This window comes from Streptomyces sp. WZ.A104 (assembly GCF_002382885.1).
Classification (GTDB): domain Bacteria; phylum Actinomycetota; class Actinomycetes; order Streptomycetales; family Streptomycetaceae; genus Streptomyces.
In genome coordinates this window covers 1-22,622 of sequence record NZ_NWVL01000010.1, presented here as the reverse complement: position 1 = coordinate 22,622, position 22,622 = coordinate 1, and the positions used below count along the sequence as shown (strand labels likewise).

Here is a 22,622-nt window from a genome sequence, read left to right as displayed (position 1 = left end):
AGGAGAGCCCGCCGGAGCCGGGCGGGCGGAGGCGTCAGCCCTGGGCGAGGTCCAGGGCGTGTTCGAGCACCTCGCAGGCCTGGAGGTGGTTGCCGGACTCCTGGAGCAGACCGGCGAGCCTGCGGCAGACCAGCACGGCTTCCGAGCCGCGTGTCTTGTGCGTCTGGTGGAACGCCTGTTCCAGGACCTCGATCGCCTCCCTGAGCTGACCCGCGTCGGCCAGGGCCTCGGCCAGTTCGAGCTGTACGGCGAAGGCGTGGCTCTTCCCGCCCGGGGACTGTTCGCCCAGGGCTAGCCGGAGGATGGGCAGGGCGTCGCGGTTGCGTCCCTCGGTGCGCAGCAGACGCGCCAGGTTCAGTCCGGCGGCGACCAGCGCCGCGCGGACGTCGGCGTCCACGACCGGGCCCGCCGGGACATGGCGCTCGGCGCGTGCGCGGTTGCGGATCAGGGGGAGACGCCCGATGTCGTTCTCCTGCGAACGCTGCGGTTTCGGCCGGTTCTTCGCCCGCAACCGCTCGTCCAGCACCCGGTAGATGGTGTTGAGGTCGATGAGTTCCTGCCCGTCGGCCACCCCCGTCCGCATCAGATGGAGCAGCTCGCCCGTGAAAGCGGTGTGGACCTCGCCCTCCGGGGCCAGGGCGAGTCTGTCCTTCGGGGAGGCCGTCAGTACGTAGGCCCCGTCGACCGCCACCCGGCCGGCCAGCGTGTCCGCGTCGCCCGCGAGGGTGCGGGCGGCCCGCCCGCTGAAGCAGCAGTCCAGCACGATCACCCGTCGCCTGGCCCTGGACGAACGGATGGCGGCCCGCAGATGCTCGAAGGCCACCGCCGTGTAACCGGTGTTCTCGCGCGACCCCGTCAGGGCCAGATAGAGGTCCGCGGTGTCCGCGTCGCGCAACCCGTGCCCCGCGTAGTACACGAAGAGGGTGTCGGTGGCCTCCTCCGCCGCGCTGTGCACCGGATCGAGCATGGCCGAACCGTCCTCGGGATCCAGCACGACCGTGCAGTGCGGTTCGGGGAGACCCCAGAGCATCGCGTCCCGCAACGCTTCGGACAGGTCGCGCAAGTTGGCCTGGACCGCAGGCAGTTGTTCGAGGCTCCGGTAGGAGTGCGTGCCGATGAGCACGGCCCGGGACGCGGCCGGGTCAGGAAGCCTGGTCATCGTCGGAGTTGCCGTCCGCTTCCCGGTCGAGCAGCGTGACGATGCGCTCCACCATGTCGGCCGAAACGCCGTTCGCCGGGATCTCCACCTCGACCTCTCCCCTCCGCAGGGTGATCGCGGGCCGGTTGCGTCGCGATGCGCGCCACTGGGCCACAGACACGACCAGGGCTCCGGTGGACAGCCCCGAGCCGATGAGGAGTTCCAGGACATCGAACCCCGTACCCATGGAGCCGGGTGGTGCCGTCGTGCCGCTCGCGATCCTGCCTTTCACCTCGTGCCGCAGCGAGTCCTCGGCATCCACCCAGCGCAGCAGCGAGCGGAGATCGGCCTCGCCGCCCTCGGCGTGTTCGTTCCCGACGACGCGTACCTCAACCTTGGTCACCTGATGGGTCCTTTCTCCGTTCAGCCCGGGCGCCGACCCCCGAGAACAGTGCGAGCGCCACCTCGCGGGCACCGAGTCTCGCCAGGCACACGGCCTGCCAGTACTGGGAGGTGAGCGTCGTGGGGTGGGAGGCGCCGAGTGTCCTCGTGCAGACCTGAACCACCGAGGCGAGCATGTGAGCGGCTTCCTGCAGCTCTCCCCGCAGGACGAGATTGACGGCCTCCCGCTGGCGCGACAGCGCGTTCTCCGCGGTCATGCTGCCCAGGACGGTCTGACGGGTCACCTCGCTGAGGGACAGCGGCAGTACGCGATCGGGCCGCAGTTCCACCACGGGTCCCTGGGGGAGGGCGGCGTCCAGATACTCCGGATACGAGGTCTCGGCCTCGGGAGGGCGGTGAACCTGTCGGACGGCGTCCTCGCGGACGGACCGCCGCACCAGCTCACCGAGGAGCCGGGCGGTGTCCGGCTCCGTCCGCAGCGCGAGCAGGTCGGCGAGCGCCGCGGCAGCGCTCTGCGGCCGCTCGAACGGTTCCCGGGCGGAGAGCGAATCAACGAACTCCGCCAGCTGCGGCGGAATACGGTGACGGCTCCGGGCCAGCCGGGGCGCGCCCTCGTCGACAGCACGTTCCACGACGGCCCCGACGTCGTCGACCTCCGCGAGCGGCGGCTCACCCGTGAGCATCAGATACATGCACATGCCCAGGCCGTAGAGGTCGCTCGTCGGTCCGGGCCGCTCGCCCCGCATGATCTCCGGAGCCATGTACCGGGGGGTGCCGACCAGCGCGCCCACCTTGGTGGTCACCGAGTCCTCGGTCAGGCGGACCAGTCCGAAGTCCTGCAGGACGACCCGTCCCTGAGAGGTGATCCGTACATTTGACGGCTTGACATCGCGATGCAGCACACCCGCTTCGTGGGCGGCCGCCAGGCAGGCACAGACCCCGATCCCGATGCCGACGGCGGCCGCGTCCGGTAATCGCGCCCGCTGGGCCACCAGTGTCTGCAGGTCGACGCCGTCGAGATACTCCATCACGAGGTACGGGGAGCCGTCGAGTATGCCGAAGTCGTACAGCGCCGGTGCGCCGTCGCCGGCGATCCGTGCCAGGGCCCGGGCCTCCCGGTGGAACCGCTCGGACAGCCGCTCGGTGTCCGTCGACGAGGCCGCCACGGAGAGGATCTTCACGGCGACCCTGCGGTCGAGCACCAGGTCCTTGGCCTCGTGGACCACACCCATGCCTCCGGCGCCGATCAGCCGCCGCAGGCGATAGCGCCCGCCGATCACTTCCCTGCCCGACACGTGCACCCCCCCGGTGATGGCCCCCCGGACGATCCTGTCCCAGCAACGGGGAGCAAGGCAACCGGATCCGGGCACCCGGCATGTCGGCCGGACCGGTGGGCAGTTGCTCGGTCGGCGCTCGCCGGACCGGCGGACGTGTGCCCCTCAGTGCTCACCGGGTCCGCAGGCGGTCACCGGGGCGGCTCTCACCGGGTCTGCACCGAAGTCGACTTGACGCTCACACCGGCTTGATGCTGCGGCCCAGCAGGGCCGTGACATCCACCGTCTCGTCCGCCGACGGAGTGGCCGTGGGCACTGGCGTGTTGAAGCCGGAGAAGTTCACGGTCCCCTCCTCGGAGGCGTCCCGCACGGTGATCCGCACCGGGTACGGCTCGCCCTCGGCAGCCACGTAGGCCGTCACCCGCTCGCGGCCCTCGGCCCGGGTCACCGGAACCGCGGGCGCGCCGTTCACCTCGGTCCTCTCGCCCTTCGTCAGCGTGCCCCGGTCCGCCACATCGGCGTTGTCCTCGATCAGTTCGCGGAAGGTGTCGAGATCGCAGACCTCGGTCACCGTGAGCAGTCGCGGATGGTCGGCCTCGGCCTTCATGTAGCGGCCGTCGAGGATCGCGTCGAAGGCCGAGCCGCCGATGGGCACATGGGTCTCCCAGAAGGCGGCGTCCGGCTTCAGCCATACGTCGTTGCCGCGCTTGACGATCTCCACCGACCCCTCGTCGCCCATGTCGACCCCGCCGACGCAGTTGCCCTCGCGGTCGAGCGTGAGGTCGAGGCTCACGTCCGAGCCGCTGCCGTCGAGGCTGCCGCGTGCGCTCAGATGCAGGGACGAGACGCCGAGCAGGGCGTCGCGCGAGCGGTCGACGATCTCCTCGGCGCTGAGCGAGTCGATGTCGTCATCGGCCTGCGCGACCGCACCACTCGTCAGGGTGAGGGCTACGGCCGCCGTTCCTGCCGCCGCACGTGCGGCCCAGCGGTGTCCGCTCACGTCGCCTCCTCGAAAACGCCCCGGTCAGGGGAGTGCGCTCCATGAGAACCGGCACATTCGAGCGTACGCCGACCGTGGGGGCGCCGCCCGGCGCGCATACGGAGCGTCAGGAGTGAAGGCGTTTCTGATTACGGAGGGTGGGCAGGGCTGCGGTGATCCCACCAGGGATCGCGTTAGGCACCCGTCGCGTAAAACCACGTAGACCACGTAAACCAGGTAAGGAGAACCATGAAGCTGTTCACGGGGAACGAGCGGCTCCGGTCGGCCCGGCGGACCGTAGCCGCCGCCTCCATGGCGGCCGCGCTGGCCGTCCCGGTCACCGCCGTGACCGCCACCGCCGCCCCGGCCGCGATTCCGCCCGGCCTCTCGTGCGACACCGGCAAGCACGCCATCGACGACTACACGGGCTTCGCGCTCTGTCGCAACAACGGCAGCCGGACGCAGACCTTCTGGGTCCACCTGGTGTGCGGCTGGTCCCCGGACGTCGACGGCAACCACGTCACCCTGAGGCCCGGCGAGTCCGGCCAGTCCACCGCCCACTGCGGGAAGTTCGGCACCGGCATCGGCGAGATCCACGTCCGCCCGTGACGCCCTGGCGGTAGGGACGGGAACGGCCTTCGCGGCCGCACTGCTTGAGCGGGCCGCCTCCTCTCGTTACCCTCCAGTAAGTACGGGTGGGTGCAGCCGGGACGACCGGTCGGCCCCACGGTTACGAGGGAGGCGGCACGCCCATGTCCTCAGCGGAGCCCACCGAGCAGACCGGACCGGCCCCGCGGCCGCACCCCGGCCGGACCCTCCGTCCGGACCCCGCCCCGGCGCCGGTGCCCGGCCTCGCCGAGAGCGCGGGCCGGATCGCCGACGGAGCCACCACCTCCACCGCCCTCGTCGCCGACGCGCTCGCCCGGATCGAGGCGACGCAATCCACCCTCAACGCCTTCCGCCACGTGCGGGCCGAAGCCGCCCTGGCGGAGGCCGCCGAAGCCGACCGCAGACTCGCGGCGGGGGAGCGGCTGCCGCTCCTCGGCGTCCCCGTCGCCGTCAAGGACGACACCGATGTCGCGGGCCTGCCCACCCACTTCGGCTGCGACGGCGAACGGCCCCCTGCCACCGCCGACAGCGAGGCGGTGCGCCGGCTGCGCGCGGCCGGGGCGATCGTTGTCGGCAAGGCCAACTCCTGCGAACTGGGCCAGTGGCCGTTCACCGAGGGCCCCGCGTTCGGCGCCACCCGCAACCCCTGGAACCCCGCGCACACCCCGGGCGGCTCCTCCGGCGGATCGGCGGCCGCCGTCGCCGCCGGGCTCGTCCCCGCCGCCCTCGGCTCGGACGGGGCCGGGTCCGTCCGCATCCCCGCCGCCTGGACCCATCTCGTCGGTATCAAGCCCCAGCGCGGCCGCATCTCGGTCCACCCGCACCACGACGCCTTCCAGGGCCTCACCGTCAACGGCCCCCTCGCCCGTACGGTGGCCGACGCGGCGCTCCTGCTGGACGCGGCCGCGGGCGCGCACCCGGAGGACCTGCACCGTCCGCCCGCCGTCCGCGCCGCCGAGGCCGCCCGCCGCGACCCGGGCCGCCTGCGCATCGCCCTCGCCTGGCGGCCCCCGCTCACCCTCACCCGTGCGGCCCCGGACCCCGAGGTGCGCCGGGCCGTCACCGAGCTGGCCGAGGCCCTCGCCCGGCTCGGCCACCACGTAGAGGAGGCCCGCCCCCGGTACGGGCTGATCGGCCTCGCCTTCGTGCCCCGCGCCACGGCGGGCATCGCCGAGTTCGCCGCCCGCCACCCCCAACCGGCCCTGCTCGACCCCCGCACCCGCAGCGCCCAGCGGACCGGGACACGCCTCGGCGGACGGGCGGTGCGGGCCGCCCGCGCCCGCGAAGTGCGCCAGCACCGCCGGATCGGGGCGCTCTTCGACGCCGCCGGGTTCGATGTGCTCCTCACCCCGACCACGGCCGCCCCGCCGCCGCGTATCGGCCGGTTCGACGACCTCAGCGCCTGGCGCACCGACCTCGCGATGGCGGCCGCGTGCCCGTACGCCTGGCCCTGGAACGTCCTCGGCTGGCCCGGCGTGAACGTCCCGGCCGGCTTCACCAGCACCGGTCTCCCCGTCGGCGCCCAGCTCCTCGGCCCCTCCCGCAGCGAGGCGCGGCTGATCGCCCTGGCCGCCCAGCTGGAGGACGACCGGCGCTGGTACGAGCACCGGCCGCCCGCCTGACACACCACGCTCAGGCCCGGACCGCGCCACCGCCCCCGGCCTGGAGACCCTCACCCGCCGCGACCGCGGGGTCACCGCGCAGGACGCCCGGGGTCTCGGCGGCGAGGAGTTCGCCGCCCGCACGGGAGTCGGCCCGTACACCGCCAAGAGGCACGTGAGCCGAGCGATGATCAAGCCCGGCACCCGCGGCCGGGCCCAGCTCGTGGTGTCCGCCCGCGAGCCCGGGCCGGTCGAGCCCCGGTCACGGGCGGCGGAGGACCGGGCTCCGGGCCCGTGACACCTCCGCGGTACCGCAAAACCGTGCGGGGGCCTTGTGGAGCCCCGCGCGGCGAGGAGATATCTTGATGTCAAGCAATGTTGCAGACGTGGAGCGGAGCACCCGGTGACTGACTCGACCATCATCTATACGCACACCGACGAGGCCCCTGCCCTGGCGACCTATTCGCTCCTGCCCGTGATCGAGGCCTACGCCTCGACCGCAGGAGTCACGGTGGAGCGCCGTGACATCTCCCTCGCGGGCCGGATCATCGCCAGTTTCCCGGAGCGGCTGAAGGCCGAGCAGCGTATCGATGACGCACTCGCCGAGCTCGGCGAGCTGGCCAGGACGCCCGGCGCGAACATCATCAAGCTGCCCAACATCTCGGCGTCGATCCCGCAGCTCAAGGCGGCCATCGCCGAGCTCCAGGAGCAGGGCTACGCGCTTCCGGACTACCCGGACGACCCGCAGACCGATGAGGACAAGGACGTCCGCGCCCGCTACGACAAGGTCAAGGGCAGCGCCGTGAACCCGGTGCTGCGCGAGGGCAACTCGGACCGCCGCGCCCCCGCGTCCGTCAAGAACTACGCCAAGGCCCACCCGCACCGCATGGGCGCCTGGTCGGCCGACTCGAAGACGAACGTCGCGACCATGGGCGTCGACGACTTCCGCTCCACCGAGAAGTCCGCGGTCATCGCCGAGGACTCCTCGCTCCGCATCGAGCTGCACGGCGACGACGGCACCACCACCGTGCTCCGCGAGTCGGTACCCGTCCTCAAGGGCGAGGTCGTCGACGCGGCCGTCATGCGCGTCGCCGCGCTGCGCGAGTTCTTCACCGCGCAGGTCGCCCGTGCCAAGGCCGAGGGCGTGCTGTTCTCCGTGCACCTCAAGGCCACCATGATGAAGGTCTCCGACCCGATCATCTTCGGCCACGCGGTCCGCGCCTTCTTCCCCAACACCTTCGCCAAGTACGGCGACCAGCTCGCCGCCGCCGGTCTCACCCCGAACGACGGCCTGGGCGGCATCCTCAAGGGCCTGGACTCCCTGCCGAACGTGGGCGCCGAGATCCAGGCGTCCTTCGAGGCCGAGCTCGCCGAGGGCCCCGCCCTCGCGATGGTCGACTCCGACAAGGGCATCACCAACCTGCACGTCCCCAGCGACGTCATCGTCGACGCCTCCATGCCCGCCATGATCCGCACCTCCGGCCACATGTGGGGCCCGGACGGCAACGAGGCCGACACCATCGCCGTCCTCCCGGACAGCAGCTACGCCGGTGTCTACCAGGTCGTCATCGACGACTGCCGCGCCAACGGCGCCTTCGACCCGTCGACCATGGGCTCGGTGCCCAACGTCGGTCTGATGGCGCAGAAGGCCGAGGAGTACGGCAGCCACGACAAGACCTTCGAGATCCCCGCCACCGGCACCGTGCGCGTCGTCGACACGAACGGCGACGTCGTGCTGGAGCAGGCCGTCAGCGCCGGTGACATCTTCCGGATGTGCCAGACCAAGGACGCGCCGATCCAGGACTGGGTCAAGCTCGCCGTCACCCGTGCCCGCGCCACCGGCAATCCGGCGGTGTTCTGGCTGGACGCGGGCCGCGCCCACGACGCCAACCTGATCGCCAAGGTCACCACGTACCTCGCCGACCACGACACCGACGGCCTGGACATCTCCATCAAGACCCCGGAGGAGGCCACCGCCTTCTCCCTGGAGCGCATCCGCCGCGGCGAGGACACCATCTCCGTCACCGGCAACGTGCTGCGCGACTACCTCACCGACCTCTTCCCGATCCTGGAGCTCGGTACCAGCGCGAAGATGCTCTCCGTCGTCCCGCTGATGAACGGCGGCGGCCTCTTCGAGACGGGCGCGGGCGGCTCGGCCCCCAAGCACGTCCAGCAGCTCGTCAAGGAGAACTACCTCCGCTGGGACAGCCTGGGCGAGTTCCTGGCCCTCGCGGTCAGCTTCGAGCACCTGGCCACCACCACGGACAACGCGCGGGCCCAGGTCCTCGCCGACACCCTGGACCGGGCGACCGGCACCTTCCTCAACGAGGACAAGTCGCCCAGCCGTCGCCTGGGCGGCATCGACAACCGCGGCAGCCACTTCTACCTGGCTCTCTACTGGGCCCAGGAGCTGGCGCAGCAGACCGACGACGCCAAGCTCGCCGAGGCGTTCGCCCCGCTCGCCAAGACCCTGGCCGAGCAGGAGGAGACCATCGTCGCCGAGCTGATCGCGGTGCAGGGCTCCCCGGCCGAGATCGGCGGCTACTACCAGCCCGACCCGGCCAAGGCCGCCTCGGTCATGCGGCCGTCCGCCACGTTCAACCAGGCGATCGCGAGCCTCGTCTGACCTGGTGAGGGGCGGACGAGTCCGCCCACCGTTCCGCCCCGGCCGGCCCTGTGCCCGCCGGGGCGGTTCGCGTCTCCGGGTGTCTCCCCCTGCCTCTCGGGCCCCCTTAGCCCACGCACGCCCCCGACGCACAACGGACCCACCGGTTTCATGTGATCGAGTGAACGACCAATCCGCCTGGCCCACGGCTCCGAATGACGGCCGTGAGGATCACCCGGACAACCCTTGCCCGCGAAACGCTCGCAGCCCTCAGCGGACTGCTGGCGGGATTCGCCGCACTGACCTTCGCCGAGCTCGTGTCGGCGGCCGTCAGGCCCGAGGCGAGCCCCGTGACAGCGGTCGGCGGGGCGGCCATCGACCGGACGCCCGCCGGTGTGAAGGACTGGGCGATCCGGAACTTCGGCGAGAGTGACAAGTTCGTCCTGCAGCTCGGCATCGTGGTCACGCTCGCCCTTTTCGCCCTCGCCGTCGGCCTGCTGGCCCTGCGCCACCGCCGTGCCGGTTCCGCCGCCGTCCTTGCCTTCGGTGTGGTCGGCGCCGCCTCCGCCGTCAGCCGCCCGGACTCCACCGGCCTGGTCGACGGACTCCCATCGCTGGTGGGAGCGGCGGCCGGGGCGGTCCTGCTGTACGTCCTCATCGGCAGTCTCACCCGGCCGCGCCGGATCTCGGGGGAGGAGCAGGAGGCGCACGAGGAGAGCGGCTGGGACCGGCGGGGCTTCCTGATCGCCGCCACCGCCGCGGCCGCCGCCTCCACCGTCGCCGGAGCGGTCGGCCGGACGCTGAACGGCCGGAGCAGTCAGGACGCCGTCGCCTCCCGCGCGGCTGCCCGGCTGCCCGCCCCGGCTTCACCCGCGCGGCCGATTCCCGCGGGAGCCCGGCTACGGGTGCCCGGCCTGCCCCCCTTCACCACCCCCAACAACGAGTTCTACCGGGTCGACACCGCCCTGGTGGTCCCCAAGGTCGACGCGAACACCTGGCGGCTGCGCATCCACGGCAAGGGCGTACGCCGAGACCTGGAGTTCACCTATCAGGACCTGCTGGAACGCCCCCTGATCGAGCGTGAGATCACCCTCTGCTGCGTCTCCAACGAGGTCGGCGGCCCCTACATCGGCCACGCCAGGTGGATCGGGGTACGCCTGGCCGACCTGCTCAAGGAGGCGGGCGTCAAGCCGCCGTCCCGGGGCGGCAAGGCCGACCAGATCATCGCCCGCTCGGTGGACGGCATGACGCTCGGCACTCCCGTCGAGGACGTCATGGACGGCCGGGACGCGATGCTCGCGGTGGGCATGAACGGCGAACCGCTCCCCTTCGTCCACGGGTTCCCCGTCCGCATGCTCGTCCCCGGCCTCTACGGGTACGTCTCGGCCTGCAAGTGGATCGAGGACATCGAGCTCACCACCTTCGACGACTACGACGCGTACTGGGTGAAGCGCAAGTGGGCCCGCAAGGCCCCGATCAAGACCCAGTCCCGGATCGACACCCCCAAGCCCTTCGGCCGCCCCGAGGCCGGCACGGTCATGGTGGCCGGAGTGGCCTGGGCCCAGCACCGGGGGATCTCGAAGGTCGAGATCCGCGTCGACGACGGCCCGTGGCGCCCGGCCCAGCTGGCCGAGCAGAGCACCGTCGACGCCTGGCGCCAGTGGTCCTACCCCTGGCAGGCCACCCCCGGCGGCCACACCCTCACCGTCCGCGCCACGGACGGCACGGGCGAGGTCCAGACCGAGAAGCGCACCAAGACCGTCCCGGACGGTGCCAGTGGCTGGCACTCCGTCGTGGTCTCCGTCGACTGATCCCAACAGACCTTTCCATCTGCACTGCTCCATTCCCAACTGCTCCATTCCCAGCCAGACGGCATTCCCTTGCCCCATACGAACCGTCCCGTTTTCCCGTACCGACAATCCAGGAGAATTCCATGAACGCCCTTCGCCACCGCCGTGCAGCCGTCGCCGTCGTCGCCGCGGTCCTGCTGCCCCTGTCGCTGACCGCCTGCGCCGAGGACAGCTCGGACAAGGCGTCCGACAGCGCTTCCGCCGCGAGCTCGGCTCCCGAGGAGTCAAAGCCGGCCGCCGGTGACGACACGTCGACGGACAAGCCGTTCGGCCCGGCCTGCGCCGGCGTCCCGAAGGACGGCGCGGGCAGCTTCGACGGCATGGCCCAGGACCCGGTCGCCACCGCCGCCTCCAACAACCCCGCGCTGTCCACACTTGTCGCCGCCGTGCAGAAGGCCGGCCTCGTCGACACCCTCAACAACGCCGAGAACATCACGGTGTTCGCGCCCACCAACGACGCTTTCGCCAAGATCCCGAAGGCCGACCTGGACGCGGTCCTCAACGACAAGGCCATGCTCACCAAGATCCTCACCTACCACGTGGTGGGGGAGAAGCTCACCCCGCAGCAGCTGGAGAGCGGCACGTTCGACACGCTGCAGAAGAGCACGCTGACCACGTCGGGCTCCGGTGAGTCGTACCAGGTCAACGACAGCGCCGGCGTGGTCTGCGGCAACGTCCCGACCGCCAATGCCACCGTCTACATCATCGACACGGTGCTGATGCCGAAGTAGTCGGGCGGCAGCCTCCTGCCGTGACAGACCGCCCCGCTGCGGGAGGGCCGCCGGGGCCCTCCGGGGCCCTCCCGCAGCGAGGCCCTCGCCTTCACGGGTCGAAGACCCTCCCCAGCGCCTCCTTCAACTCCCCGACCGTGGGGCGTCGGAGGCAGGCGCTGCGGTAGCAGTCCGGGCGCACGCGGCACCCCCGAAGGTCAGCGCGGGCTTTCACGCCGGGGTGCAGGCGTCCTGGGCATCGGTGTTCATGCCCTGCGCGCCGGGGGCCTTCGTTACGGCACCCGGGCCGTCCACTCGGGCGAACCGAACTTGGTCCGTACGAGCTCCTCGGCGCGGGCCAGCTCGGCGTCCGTCACGCCGCCCGTGGTCAGCCCGTGCCGCTTGCGGAAGGAGCCGATCATGCGCTCGATCACCGCCTGGCGGGGAAGCCCCGTCTGCCGCCGCAGCGGGTCGACGCGCTTCTTCGCGGACCGGGTGCCCTTGTCGGACAGCTTCTCCTTCCCGATCCGCAGCACCTCCAGCATCTTGTCGGCGTCGATGTCGTACGCCATCGTCACGTGGTGCAGCACCGCCCCCGGACCGCCGTCGGGCCCCACCACCCGTTTCTGCGCCGCCCCCGCGATCTTGCCGACCTCGGTGGCGATGTCGTTGAGCGGCTGGTACCAGGCCTTGATGCCCATGTCCGCGAGGGCTTCGAGCACCCAGTCGTCCAGATAGGCGTAGCTGTCGGCGAACGAGAGGCCCGACACCAGCGCCTGCGGCACGGCCAGCGAGTAGGTGATGGTGGAGCTGGGCTCGGCGAACATCGCGCCACCGCCCGAGATCCGGCGTACGACGTTCACACCGTGCCGCTCCACACCCGCCGGGTCGACCTCGTTGCGCAGCGACTGGAAGCTGCCGATGATCACGGCGGGGGAGTCCCACTCCCAGACCCGCAGCGTCGGCGGACGGCGGCCCGCCGCCACCTCCGCGGTGATCACCTCGTCGAGCGCCATGTGCAGCGCGGGCGGCTGCGGGGCCTCGTGGATCAGCTGCCAGTCGTAGTCGGACCACTCCGTGGCCCGCGCCAGCGCCCGTCGTACGGCGATGGCGACGCCCTCCGCGCTCAGCCCGAGCATCACCGTGGATTCGGGCAGCGCCGCCTCGATCCGGGCCGCCAGCCCGGCCGTGTCGGTGTTGGCCGGGGCACCCTCCAGGGCCGCGTCGATCGCGAGGATCGCCTCGTCGGGTTCGAGGAAGAAGTCCCCGGCGACGCGGACGTTCCGCAGCGCCCCGCCCTCGACGTCCAGGTCCACCACGACCAGCTTGCCGCCGGGAACCTTGTACTCACCGTGCACCGTGCTGCCTCCAGCTTCGTCTGAGAGGGCCCGGTTCGACGGATGAGCCGGACACAACTGGATGTAACGCGCATCGGGGCGCGGATCATCCCGCGCGGACGACGGTCAGGCGCCCTCAGCCCTCCGCCACCGGACCCGGCAGCGCCGCCAGTACCCGATGCAGCCCGTCGGCGGGCAGCCTGCCACCCCCCCCGCGCCACCTCGGCGGAACCGCCGCCGCCCGCCCGGTCTCCCGCCGGCCGTCGACCCCGACCGCCGCGCGCACGGTCCGCATCCGGTGGTGGCCGACGGCCGGTCCGCACCGCCTGCGCGGATCAGCGGTGGGTGAACTGCGCGGGCCGCTTCTCGGCGAACGCCTTCATGCCCTCCTTCTGGTCGTCCGTCGCGAACACCGCGTGGAACAGGCGGCGTTCGAAGCGGACGCCCTCGGCGAGCGTCGTCTCGAAGGCCCGGTTGACCGCCTCCTTCGCCATCATCGCGACGGGCGCCGACATCCCGGCGACCGTGCCCGCGACAGCGAGCGCCTCCTCCAGCAGGTCCGCGTCCGGGACGATCCGGGAGACCAGACCGGCCCTCTCGGCCTCCTCGGCGTCCATGTTCCGGCCGGTCAGGCAGAGGTCCATCGCCTTGGCCTTGCCGACCGCCCGGGTCAGTCGCTGGGAGCCGCCGATGCCGGGTATCACGCCGAGGCGGATCTCCGGCTGTCCGAAGAGGGCGGTGTCCGAGGCGATCACCAGGTCGCACAGCACGGCCAACTCGCAGCCGCCGCCCAGGGCGTAGCCCCGTACGGCGGCGACCGTGGGCGTACGGAGATGACCGAGCCGGTCCCGGGCGGTGAACCAGTCGCTGAGGTACATGTCCAGGTAGCTCCGCGGCTGCATCTCCTTGATGTCCGCCCCGGCCGCGAACGCCTTGTTCCCGCTGCCGGTGATGACGATGCAGCCGACGTCCGGGTCGCGGTCCAGCGCCTCGGTCGCCCCCACCGTTTCCCGCATGACGCCCAGGCTCAGCGCGTTGAGCGCCTCGGGGCGGTTCAGGGTGAGCAGGGCGGTTCGGCCCCGGCGCTCGACGAGGACGGAGCACTCGGCTGCATGCCGGGCACCCACTGCCCCGAACATATAGTTGGACGTCCTAGTAAGTCCACCCCGCCCGGCGTGTGGCCGGTGGATCACGGCCCGGTCCGCGACGCCTGGCATGATCGGCAGGCATGGCAGACACGGCTGATATCAGCGAGGTACCACGGCACGTTCTCGTCATCGGCATGGGCGCCGGTGACCCCGACCATCTGACCCTCGCCGCGGTGAAGGCCATGCGCCGGGCCGATGTGTTCTTCGTCCTCGGCAAGGGCCGCGAGAAGGAGTCCCTGACCCGGCTGCGGCGCGACATCCTCGACGAGCACCTCACCGGCCCCTACCGGGTCGTGGAGGCCGAGGACCCGTGGCGCGACCGCACCCAGGACGACGGTGCGCGCTACACCTCGGCCGTGCACGACTGGCGCCGCCGCCGCGCCGACATCTGCGAACGCCTGATCATCGAGGAGCTCGCGCCGGGGGAGTGCGGGGCCTTCCTGGTGTGGGGCGACCCGTCCCTGTACGACAGCACGCTCGCGATCCTGGCGGACATCCGGGGCCGCGGCACGGTGAATTTCGGCCATGAGGTGATCCCCGGCATCAGCAGCGTCTCCGCCCTCGCCGCCCGGCACCGCGTCACCCTGAACCGGGTCGGCCGCCCCATCCGCATCACCCCCGGTAGACGGCTCGCCCAGGGCTTCCCCGAGGACGACGGCGACATCGTGGTGATGCTCGACGGCCACGAGACCTTCACCCATCTGACGGGCAGGGGTCTGTGGATCCACTGGGGTGCGTACCTCGGCACCCCCGACGAGATCCTGGTCTCCGGCCCGCTCGACGAGGTCGCCGGCCGGATCAGCCGGCTGCGCGCGGAGGCCCGCGAGCGGCACGGCTGGATCATGGACACCTACCTGCTGCGGCAGGGGCGCGACGAGGCGGAAGGGGCGGGCCGCCCGGCGGAAGGCGCGGACGGCTCTGGGGGCGGCCCGCTCGGCTGACCGGCCGGCGTCAGCGCCGGGACTCGTGTTCCCGGATGACGCCCAGCCCGTGGCCGAGGCTCGGGCACTCGGCGCTCAGGTCGTCACCCCGCACCAGGTAGTTGTGCACCTGGCCGTCCGCCGGCCGCTCGATCGCGCGGTACTGCGTGCCGTTCACGGTGATCGTCCAGTCGTCGCCGTCCTGGGCCCATCCAACTGTCTTCTTCATATGGCGTTTTCCGTTCCTCGGTCGGCCCCGCCTGGGTCGGCGGGCCGTGTAGTGGGAAGAAGAACGGCTTTTGACGCTCTGTGGTTCCGCCTTTCCTACGCCATTCGGTTACATCTGGGTCTCCGCCCCCGCACACCCCGAGGGGCCGTGTTCGGGCACCCGTGTCTCACATCACCGTTCGAAGTGTGAACAACGGTGTGCGCCCGGCGGTCGTCCCCTTAGGGTGACCGGTGCAGCTGGTTCGCCCTGTCCGCCAGTCAGGGAGTCGTAAGAGGGAACCCGGTGGGAATCCGGGACTGCCCCGCAGCGGTGAGTGGGAACGACCGCCGTCATACGCACTGGGCCCGGCCGGGTCTGGGAAGCGACGGCCAGTAGGTGTCTGCCCCGGCAGGCGTGCCCGCGAGTCCGAAGACCTGCCCGTTGCCCGCACGTGACCGTTCGCGTGCGGAGTTCCCGGTGACCTCGTGGGCGGGTCGGCGCAACCGTCAGGCGGACGGACACGGTTCAGTGTGTCCTGCTCTCCGCCCGATGCGTCACCCCTTCGCGTCCGCGTCCCGTCCCGGGATCAGCAAGCAGCCACGCTCGCGAAGGAGAGTCACGTGACAGCGAAGCCCGCAGCCGAGGCAGCACGGGCCACCGTGTACGGCTACCCCCGCCAGGGTCGGAACCGTGAACTGAAGAAGGCCATCGAGGGCTACTGGAAGGGCCGCGTCGACGCGGACACCCTCCGGCGGACCGCCGCCGAACTGCGCCGGGGGACCTGGCGGCAGCTCGCCGAGGCCGGAGTCCACGAGGTGCCGACCGGTGATTTCTCGTACTACGACCATGTTCTGGACACCAGCGTCATGGTCGGCGCTGTCCCCGCGCGGCACCGCGACGCCGTCCGCTCCGACGCCCTCGACGGATACTTCGCCATGGCCCGCGGCACCCAGGACGTCGCGCCGCTGGAGATGACGAAGTGGTTCGACACCAACTACCACTACCTGGTGCCCGAGCTCGGGCCCGACACCGTGTTCACCGCCGACCCCGCCAAGCAGGTCGCCGAGTTCAAGGAAGCCCTCGCGCTCGGCCACACCCCGCGCCCGGTCCTCGTCGGCCCCGTCACCTACCTCCTGCTCGCCAAGGCGGCCCCCGGTGTCGCCGCCGGCTTCGAGCCGCTGACCCTGCTGGACCGGCTCCTCCCGGTGTACGCCGAAGTCCTCGCCGACCTCCGCGCGGCGGGCGCCGCATGGGTGCAGCTGGACGAGCCCGCCCTCGTCCAGGACCGCACCCCCGCCGAACTGAACGCCGCCGCCCGCGCCTACCGCGAGCTGGGCGCCTTCGCCGACCGGCCCAAGCTGCTGGTCGCCACCTACTTCGGGCGGCTCGGCGACGCGCTGCCGGTCCTGGCCAAGGCCCCCGTCGACGGACTGGCGCTCGACTTCACCGAGTCCGGCGCGGGCAACCTCGACGATCTCGCGGCGGCGGGCGGCCTGCCCGGCAAGCGCCTGGTCGCGGGCGTCGTCAACGGCCGCAACATCTGGATCAACGACTACGAGAAGTCGCTCACCACCCTCGGCACGCTCCTCGGCCTCGCCGACCGCGTCGACGTCTCCGCCTCCTGCTCCCTCCTCCACGTCCCGCTGGACGCGGACGCCGAGCGCGACATCGACCCGCAGATCGCCCGCTGGCTGGCCTTCGCCCGGCAGAAGACCGAGGAGATCGTGGTCCTGGCCCGCGGCCTGGCCGGCGGCACCGGCGCCATCGCGGCCGACCTGGCCGCCAACCGCGCCGACCTGGCCTCCCGCGCCGGGGCCGCGCTCACCCATGACCCGGCTGTCCGGGACCGTACGGCGGCCATCACCGAAGCCGACGGCCGCCGCTCCCAGCCGTACCCCGAGCGGGCCGCCGCCCAGCGCGCCCACCTCGGGCTGCCGCAGCTCCCGACCACCACCATCGGCTCGTTCCCGCAGACCACCGAACTGCGCACCGCCCGCGCGGACCTGCGGGCGGGCCGGATCGACGAGGCCGGGTACGAGGAGCGGATCAAGGACGAGATCCGCGAGGTCCTCTCCTTCCAGGAGAAAGCCGGGATCGACGTCCTTGTGCACGGCGAGCCCGAACGCAACGACATGGTCCAGTACTTCGCCGAGCAGCTCACCGGCTACCTCGCCACCCGGCACGGCTGGGTCCAGTCCTACGGCACCCGATACGTCCGCCCGCCGGTGCTCGCCGGGGACATCTCGCGGCCCGAGCCGATGACCGTGCGCTGGACCACCTACGCGCAGTCGCTGACCGAGCGCCCCGTCAAGGGCATGCTCACCGGCCCGGTCACCATGCTCGCCTGGTCCTTCGTCCGCGACGACCAGCCGCTCGGCGAGACCGCCCGCCAGGTGGCCCTCGCCCTCCGTGACGAGGTCAACGACCTGGAGGCGAGCGGCACTTCGGTGATCCAGGTCGACGAGCCCGCGCTCCGCGAGACGCTGCCGCTGCGGGCCGCCGAGCATGCCGCGTACCTGGAGTGGGCGACCGAGTCCTTCCGGCTCGCCACCGCCGGGGTACGGCCGGACACCCAGATCCACACCCACATGTGCTACGCGGAGTTCGGTGACATCGTCCAGGCCATCGACGACCTCGACGCCGACGTCATCAGCCTGGAGGCCGCCCGCTCCCATATGCAGGTCGCCCGCGAACTCGCCGCCCACGGCTACCCGCGTGAGGCCGGGCCCGGCGTCTACGACATCCACTCCCCGCGCATCCCGAGCACCGAAGAGGCGGCGGCCCTGCTGCGCAAGGGACTTGAGGCCATCCCGGCCGAGCGGCTTTGGGTGAACCCCGACTGCGGCCTGAAGACCCGCGGCTGGCCCGAGACCCGGGCCTCCCTGGAGAACCTGGTCGCCGCCGCGCGGCAGATCCGCGCGGAGCTGCCCACCGAAGCGGCGTGATCCGCCCCGGGGCGGGAGCGGCCACCGCTGCTCCCGCCCCGGGACGTTCCCGTGCGGGCCGGTGATTGTCCGAGCCCGCTGATGACGTTCCCGTGCGCGCCGGTGAATGTCCGAGCCCGCTGATAGCGTGCCGCTTCCGGATCGAAGATCACGAAAGGGCTGCGGACGTGCGGGAAGTGACGTGTCATGAGGTGGACGCCCGGCGCTTGGGCGAGGCGTCGGAGGGCATCGTCGGGCGCGCCACGGGGCGGTGGCACCGGATGCGCTACGACGACCCGGCCCCGCGGCGCATGGCCGAAGCGGCCGACGAACTGCTCGACCACGTCGCCGCGCGCACCGCGCAGGGAGCCGCGCTCGACGATGTGGCCCGCTCCGCGCTGCGCACGGCGGCCGAGTGCCGCCTGGGGGAGTTGAGCGTCGGCTGCTACCCCGACGGCGACCAGGAGATCTTCTTCCCGCTGATCGGCGAGAAGCTCAGCACCGAGGACATATCCTTCAGCGCCGCCTTCGGCCACGCGGGGGCACAGGCCCCCTCGGCCCGGACCTGGCTGGACACCTTCGCGATCTGCTTGGCCAGCGGCCTCGTATGGGACTGGCAGCGGGTCATCGGACTGCTGCTGCGGGACGACTACGCGCCCGAGATCCACGAAGGAGTGCCCTACTCCCCGCTCACCTCGGCATCGGACCCGGCGGACCTCGCCGCGATGGACGTCCTGTGCCTCTATCTGACCCGGACGGAGGGCCATCAGCCCCGCCACTGGCCCACCGTGCCGCTGTGCAAGCCCGATGCCGACGAGCGGAAACAGGCGGCCGCCGCGCTGGACGCCGCAGGCACGCCGACCCCCGATCAGCACCTGCTGCGCGTGCTCCTCGACGACGAACAGCACCCATTCGAAGAGGCGTTGGCGGCCCGGCTCGGCACCTACCGGGAGAGCGTGGGGCCCCACCCCGCGCCGCGGAGCCTGCTGCCGCTCGACGCCCTCGCCCTGGCCGCGCTCGCCGTTCAGGCGCACGGATGGGAGCTCGGCGTACGCTCCGGCTATCTGCCGCCCGATCTGCTGGGAAGTCCCGATGCGATGCGGCGGGCCGCGGAGTCCCGCACCAACGACCTGGGCGGCTGGTACGCGAAGTAGCCCCCGTGGCCCGGCGCGGGAGACCGCCCTTCGCGCGCCTGAAGTTAGGTTAGCCTAACCAGCAAACCCCCGGTGGTGGATCTTTCCGCTCCGACCGAAGGGCTTCGCCATGCCGCGTCCGGGCTCACCGGTGTACCGGTCCTGGTCGTCGCCGCCGTCCGCCGCACCCTGCTCGCCGAAGGGCGTGCCGTGCTCGGCCGGGCCGTCGCGGAGGACGGCGACGGCCGCCGTCGCCTGTGGCTCAAGGCCGCGCTGCTGCACCCGAACGCCACCACGGCCGAACTGCTGCCGCTCCTCGGCCTCGTGACGACCGCGGCGGAGCGTGCCGCTGCCGAAGGGACGGCGGACGGAGATGGCGGGGCCCCGGTGACGGAAAGACTGTCGCCATGACGTTGTTGACGAAGCGCACGAACCCTGTGGGAGGAATCCGATGACGTCCGGACCGCGAACGCCGCCGCTCGATCTGCTCGGAGTGGGCGCAGGGCCTTTCAACCTCTCCCTGGCCGCGCTCGCCGACGGCGTACCCGGTCTGCGCGGCGCCTTCTACGAGCAGCGCCCCGCGTTCCACTGGCACCCCGGGCTGCTCATCGAGGGGGCCACGCTCCAAGTTCCGTTCCTGGCCGACCTGGTGAGCCTCATAGAGCCCACCAGCCCCTGGTCCTACCTCAATTACGTCAAGATCCGTCGCAGGCTCTTCCCGTTCTACTTCGCCGAGAGCTTCCACATCCACCGCTCCGAGTTCGACAACTACCTGCGCTGGGTGAGCACGGAACTCCCCTCCACCCGCTTCGGGCACCGCGTGGACACGGTGGCCTGGGATGCCGGACAGGGCGCGTTCGCCGTGGAGTTCACCCGGCTCGGCCCGGACGGCGAGATGTCCTCTTCCGGGTTGGCCCATGCCCGTAACCTCGCTCTCGGCGTCGGGACCGCCCCGTACGTCCCCGAGCCGCTGCGGGCCCTGGCTCAGGATGCGGCGGACCTCGTCTGTCACTCGGCTGACTATCTGGGCCGGCGGGACCGGCTGCTGGCCGCCCGGCACATCACCGTCGTCGGCTCCGGGCAGTCGGGTGCCGAAGTCCTGCTGGACCTGCTGCGTTCCCGGCCCGACGGGGCGGAGGGGCTGACCTGGCTGGCCCGTACCCCGGCGTTCGCGCCCATGGAGTACAGCAAGATCGGCCTGGAGCAGTTCACCCCCGACTACACCCGCTACTTCCACGGACTCCCGCAGGCCACCCGGGACCGGCTCCTGCCTCGTCAATGGCAGCTCTACAAGGGCGTCAGCGGGGACACCCTCGGGGACATCCGCGACGAGCTCTACCGGCGCAGCCTCGGAGGCGACTGGCCCGACGTCACCCTCACCCCCGGCATCGAGGTGACCGGTGCGGCGGTCACCGACGCCGGGCGCGTCGAACTGAGCGTCGAGCACGGCCAGCAGGGGGCCCGGGGCCGCCTCACCACCGACGCGGTCGTCCTCGCCACCGGCTACCGGGAGCGCCCCGTGGACACGCTGCTCGCCGCCCTCGACCCGTACCTCGTCCGGGACGGCGCAGGGCGCCCCGAGGTCGATGAGGCCCAACGGCTCGTCCTCGCCCCGGAGATCGCGGGTTCCGTCTTCGTGCAGAACGCCGAACGGCACACCCACGGGGTCGGGGCGCCCGATCTGGGCCTGGCCGCCTGGCGCTCCGCCGTCATCGTCAACGCCCTCACGGGCAAGGAGACCTATCCGCTGCCGGACAGGACGGCCTTCACCACCTTCGGCCTGGAGGGCGTCTCGCGCGACCGTAGGGGGGCGCCTCGCCGCTCCGCCGGAGAACGGCTGTGCCTGCGCCCGCCCGCCCGGGCGGCCCGCGCCCACGTGAGCCGTCGGGCCGTCGGGCCGTCGGGCCGTCGGGCCGTCGGACTCCGGCCGGACTGGCCGGTGCCCCGGCCGGGGCACCGGGCCCGCCGACGGCTCCCTACGGGGCCGTGACCGTCAGGTCGCCACGGCGCGGGGAGGCGAACGCGTCCAGGTCCGCGCGGGTCAGACCGGTCAGCCGGGCGACCTCGGCGGTGTCCAGCGCGCCGCAGTCGATACCGCGCAGCAGATAGCCGCTGAGCGCCTTGGCGGTGGCGGGCTCGTCCATGACGTCACCGCCCGCCTTGGCCACGTACGCGGCGAGCCGGGCGGCGGCGGGCTCCAGACCCTCGCGGTAGAAGGTGTAGACGGCCGCGTAGCGCGTCGGCAGGTGGCCCGGGTGCATGTCCCAGCCCTGGTAGTAGGCACGGGCAAGGGCACGGCGGGTGAGTCCGTAGTGCAGCCGCCAGGCCTCGTGCACCTGGGCGGCGGGGCCGACGGGCAGCACGTTGGTGGAGCCGTCGGAGACCCGTACGCCGGTGCCCGCGGCGGCGACCTGCATGACGGCCTTGGCGTGGTCGGCGGCCGGGTGGTCGCTGGCCTGGTAGGCGGCGCTGACGCCGACGCAGGCGCTGTAGTCGAAGGTGCCGTAGTGCAGTCCGGTCGCCCGGCCCCGGGCGGCGTCGATCATGCGGGCGACCGCGGCGGTCCCGTCGGCGGCGAGGATGGACTGACTGGTCTCGATCTGGATCTCGAAACCGATGCGCCCCGCGTCCAGCCCGTGGGTCTTCTCGAAGGCCTCCAGGAGCTGGACGAAGGCGGTGACCTGCTCGGGGTACGTCACCTTCGGCAGGGTCAGCACGAGCCCCTCGGGCAGCCCGCCCGCCTCGATGAGCCCGGTGAGGAAGACGTCCGTGGTCCGGATGCCCCGGTCGCGTACCCCGGCCTCCATGCACTTCATCCGGATGCCCATGTACGGGGCCGCCGTGCCGTTCGCGTACGCCTCGGAGACCAGGCGGGCGGCGCGGGCGGCGGCCTCGTCCTCCTCGGCGTCCGGGCGGGGGCCGTAGCCGTCCTCGAAGTCGATGCGCAGGTCCTCGACCGGCTCGCGCTCCAGCTTGGCGCGTACGCGGTCGTGGACCGGCCCGGCCAGCTCCTCGGGGATGCCGAGGACGGCGGCGAACGAAGAGGCGTCGGGGGCGTGTTCGTCGAGGGCGGCCAGCGCCTGGTCGCCCCAGGAGCGCAACGTGCCGGGCTCGAAGACGTCACCCGGTACGTAGACGGTGTGGACGGGCTGGCGGGTGCCGGGATCGCCCGGGTAGCGACGGGCGAGCTCCGCGTCGACCGCCGTGAGGGAGGCGCTGATCTCCTCGCTGACCGTGCCCGCGAGGCTCGTCGCCACCTTCTCCTGCTGACCCATGACCGTACCCTCCACGCTCTCGCCGTTTCCGCTTCCCGGAATCAACAATCCGTATAGTGAAGTTATAAGTCCGCCGGACCTGCGTCAATGGTGGCCCGGAACGGCTCTGGGCCGCGCGGTGGGTTCACCGTGCGGCCCAGAGGCGGGGTATGCCTGCCCGGGGATCAGCCCTTGCGGGTGTTGATCTCCTCGGTCAGCTGCGGAACGACGGTGAAGAGGTCACCCACGACGCCGTAGTCGACGAGATCGAAGATCGGGGCCTCGGCGTCCTTGTTGATCGCGACGATCGTCTTCGAGGTCTGCATCCCCGCCCGGTGCTGGATCGCCCCCGAGATACCCGAGGCGATATACAGCTGAGGAGAGACCGACTTACCGGTCTGGCCGACCTGGGAGGTGTGCGGATACCAGCCCGCGTCCACCGCCGCACGCGACGCACCCACCGCGGCACCCAGAGAGTCCGCGAGCGCCTCGATCAGCGGGAAGTTCTCCGCACCGTTGACCCCACGCCC

General features: G+C 71.9%; 19 protein-coding genes, 1 pseudogene and 1 riboswitch. Of the genes and pseudogenes, 10 read left to right on the top strand and 10 right to left on the bottom strand.

Features of this window, described 5'->3' with window-relative positions; translation table 11 throughout:
* Positions 1-34: 34 nt before the first annotated feature.
* The 4 genes from CIB93_RS07560 to CIB93_RS07550 form a co-directional block, all read right to left on the bottom strand.
* A complete protein-coding gene (locus tag CIB93_RS07560; protein ID WP_179500021.1) occupies positions 35-1,159 on the bottom strand; it encodes a caspase family protein in 1,125 nt (374 codons plus the stop codon).
* Complete coding sequence (locus tag CIB93_RS37780; RefSeq protein WP_179500020.1) at positions 1,143-1,541, bottom strand: hypothetical protein; 399 nt, start codon at positions 1,539-1,541, stop codon at positions 1,143-1,145. The genes CIB93_RS07560 and CIB93_RS37780 overlap by 17 nt, the downstream gene beginning before the upstream one ends.
* Positions 1,528-2,835 carry a serine/threonine-protein kinase gene (locus CIB93_RS07555; protein WP_143660009.1) on the bottom strand — a complete coding sequence of 436 codons (1,308 nt, stop codon included), beginning with the start codon at positions 2,833-2,835 and terminating at the stop codon, positions 1,528-1,530. Before CIB93_RS07555 ends, CIB93_RS37780 begins: the two co-directional genes overlap by 14 nt.
* A gap of 217 nt (positions 2,836-3,052) precedes the next feature.
* The gene (locus tag CIB93_RS07550) at positions 3,053-3,814 is read right to left on the bottom strand and encodes a hypothetical protein (protein ID WP_096625338.1); all 762 of its coding nucleotides are present in this window, start codon (positions 3,812-3,814) and stop codon (positions 3,053-3,055) included.
* A 228-nt stretch (positions 3,815-4,042) separates the two neighbouring features.
* Here CIB93_RS07550 and CIB93_RS07545 point away from each other — a divergent pair, with 228 nt between their 5' ends.
* A complete protein-coding gene (locus CIB93_RS07545) occupies positions 4,043-4,402 on the top strand; it encodes a hypothetical protein (protein WP_096625336.1) in 360 nt (119 codons plus the stop codon).
* Positions 4,403-4,545: 143 nt separating this feature from the next.
* The gene (locus CIB93_RS07540; RefSeq protein WP_096625334.1) at positions 4,546-6,024 is read left to right on the top strand and encodes an amidase; all 1,479 of its coding nucleotides are present in this window, start codon (positions 4,546-4,548) and stop codon (positions 6,022-6,024) included.
* A 10-nt stretch (positions 6,025-6,034) separates the two neighbouring features.
* On the opposite strand, the gene CIB93_RS39570 is transcribed toward CIB93_RS07540, so the two are convergent.
* Positions 6,035-6,178, bottom strand: a complete 144-nt coding sequence (locus CIB93_RS39570) for a hypothetical protein (RefSeq protein WP_179500019.1) — start codon at positions 6,176-6,178, stop codon at positions 6,035-6,037.
* 228 nt (positions 6,179-6,406) lie between these two features.
* On the opposite strand from CIB93_RS39570, the gene CIB93_RS07535 reads away from it, so the two are divergent.
* The 3 genes from CIB93_RS07535 (at position 6,407) to CIB93_RS07525 (ending at position 11,189) form a co-directional block, all read left to right on the top strand.
* A complete protein-coding gene (locus CIB93_RS07535; protein ID WP_096625332.1) occupies positions 6,407-8,629 on the top strand; it encodes an NADP-dependent isocitrate dehydrogenase in 2,223 nt (740 codons plus the stop codon).
* A 194-nt stretch (positions 8,630-8,823) separates the two neighbouring features.
* Positions 8,824-10,419, top strand: a complete 1,596-nt coding sequence (locus CIB93_RS07530) for a molybdopterin-dependent oxidoreductase (RefSeq protein WP_096625330.1) — start codon at positions 8,824-8,826, stop codon at positions 10,417-10,419.
* 122 nt (positions 10,420-10,541) lie between these two features.
* Positions 10,542-11,189, top strand: coding sequence for a fasciclin domain-containing protein (locus CIB93_RS07525; RefSeq protein WP_096625328.1), 648 nt, complete (start codon positions 10,542-10,544; stop codon positions 11,187-11,189).
* A 272-nt stretch (positions 11,190-11,461) separates the two neighbouring features.
* Here the strand turns inward: CIB93_RS07525 and CIB93_RS07520 are convergent, their stop codons facing one another.
* Both CIB93_RS07520 and CIB93_RS07515 read right to left on the bottom strand, forming a co-directional pair.
* Positions 11,462-12,526, bottom strand: coding sequence for a biotin/lipoate A/B protein ligase family protein (locus tag CIB93_RS07520; RefSeq protein ID WP_096625326.1), 1,065 nt, complete (start codon positions 12,524-12,526; stop codon positions 11,462-11,464).
* Positions 12,527-12,840: 314 nt separating this feature from the next.
* The gene (locus tag CIB93_RS07515; protein WP_257002089.1) at positions 12,841-13,632 is read right to left on the bottom strand and encodes an enoyl-CoA hydratase; all 792 of its coding nucleotides are present in this window, start codon (positions 13,630-13,632) and stop codon (positions 12,841-12,843) included.
* Positions 13,633-13,751: 119 nt separating this feature from the next.
* On the opposite strand from CIB93_RS07515, the gene cobF reads away from it, so the two are divergent.
* A complete protein-coding gene (gene cobF, locus CIB93_RS07510; RefSeq protein ID WP_096625520.1) occupies positions 13,752-14,594 on the top strand; it encodes a precorrin-6A synthase (deacetylating) in 843 nt (280 codons plus the stop codon).
* Positions 14,595-14,604: 10 nt separating this feature from the next.
* On the opposite strand, the gene CIB93_RS07505 is transcribed toward cobF, so the two are convergent.
* Complete coding sequence (locus CIB93_RS07505) at positions 14,605-14,802, bottom strand: hypothetical protein (protein ID WP_096625322.1); 198 nt, start codon at positions 14,800-14,802, stop codon at positions 14,605-14,607.
* Positions 14,803-15,022: 220 nt separating this feature from the next.
* Positions 15,023-15,238, top strand: a riboswitch (cobalamin riboswitch).
* A 163-nt stretch (positions 15,239-15,401) separates the two neighbouring features.
* On the opposite strand from CIB93_RS07505, the gene metE reads away from it, so the two are divergent.
* From metE to CIB93_RS07485, 4 genes and pseudogenes are all read left to right on the top strand, one after another.
* On the top strand, positions 15,402-17,726 hold the full coding sequence (gene metE / locus CIB93_RS07500; RefSeq protein ID WP_096625320.1) for a 5-methyltetrahydropteroyltriglutamate--homocysteine S-methyltransferase: 2,325 nt from the start codon (positions 15,402-15,404) through the stop codon (positions 17,724-17,726).
* Positions 17,727-17,893: 167 nt separating this feature from the next.
* Positions 17,894-18,859: an Imm49 family immunity protein gene (locus CIB93_RS07495; RefSeq protein WP_096625318.1), complete on the top strand. Its 966-nt coding sequence runs from the start codon at positions 17,894-17,896 to the stop codon at positions 18,857-18,859.
* 144 nt (positions 18,860-19,003) lie between these two features.
* Positions 19,004-19,249: pseudogene (locus CIB93_RS07490) on the top strand (aspartate aminotransferase family protein); the annotation flags it as partial.
* 40 nt (positions 19,250-19,289) lie between these two features.
* The gene (locus CIB93_RS07485; RefSeq protein ID WP_257002087.1) at positions 19,290-20,828 is read left to right on the top strand and encodes a lysine N(6)-hydroxylase/L-ornithine N(5)-oxygenase family protein; all 1,539 of its coding nucleotides are present in this window, start codon (positions 19,290-19,292) and stop codon (positions 20,826-20,828) included.
* Here CIB93_RS07485 and CIB93_RS07480 read toward each other — a convergent pair.
* Both CIB93_RS07480 and CIB93_RS07475 read right to left on the bottom strand, forming a co-directional pair.
* On the bottom strand, positions 20,815-22,113 hold the full coding sequence (locus CIB93_RS07480; RefSeq protein ID WP_096625316.1) for an aldolase/citrate lyase family protein: 1,299 nt from the start codon (positions 22,111-22,113) through the stop codon (positions 20,815-20,817). The genes CIB93_RS07485 and CIB93_RS07480 overlap by 14 nt on opposite strands.
* Positions 22,114-22,277: 164 nt before the next feature.
* The coding region (locus CIB93_RS07475; RefSeq protein WP_143660008.1) for an electron transfer flavoprotein subunit alpha/FixB family protein at positions 22,278-22,622 on the bottom strand (345 nt) is incomplete at its 5' end.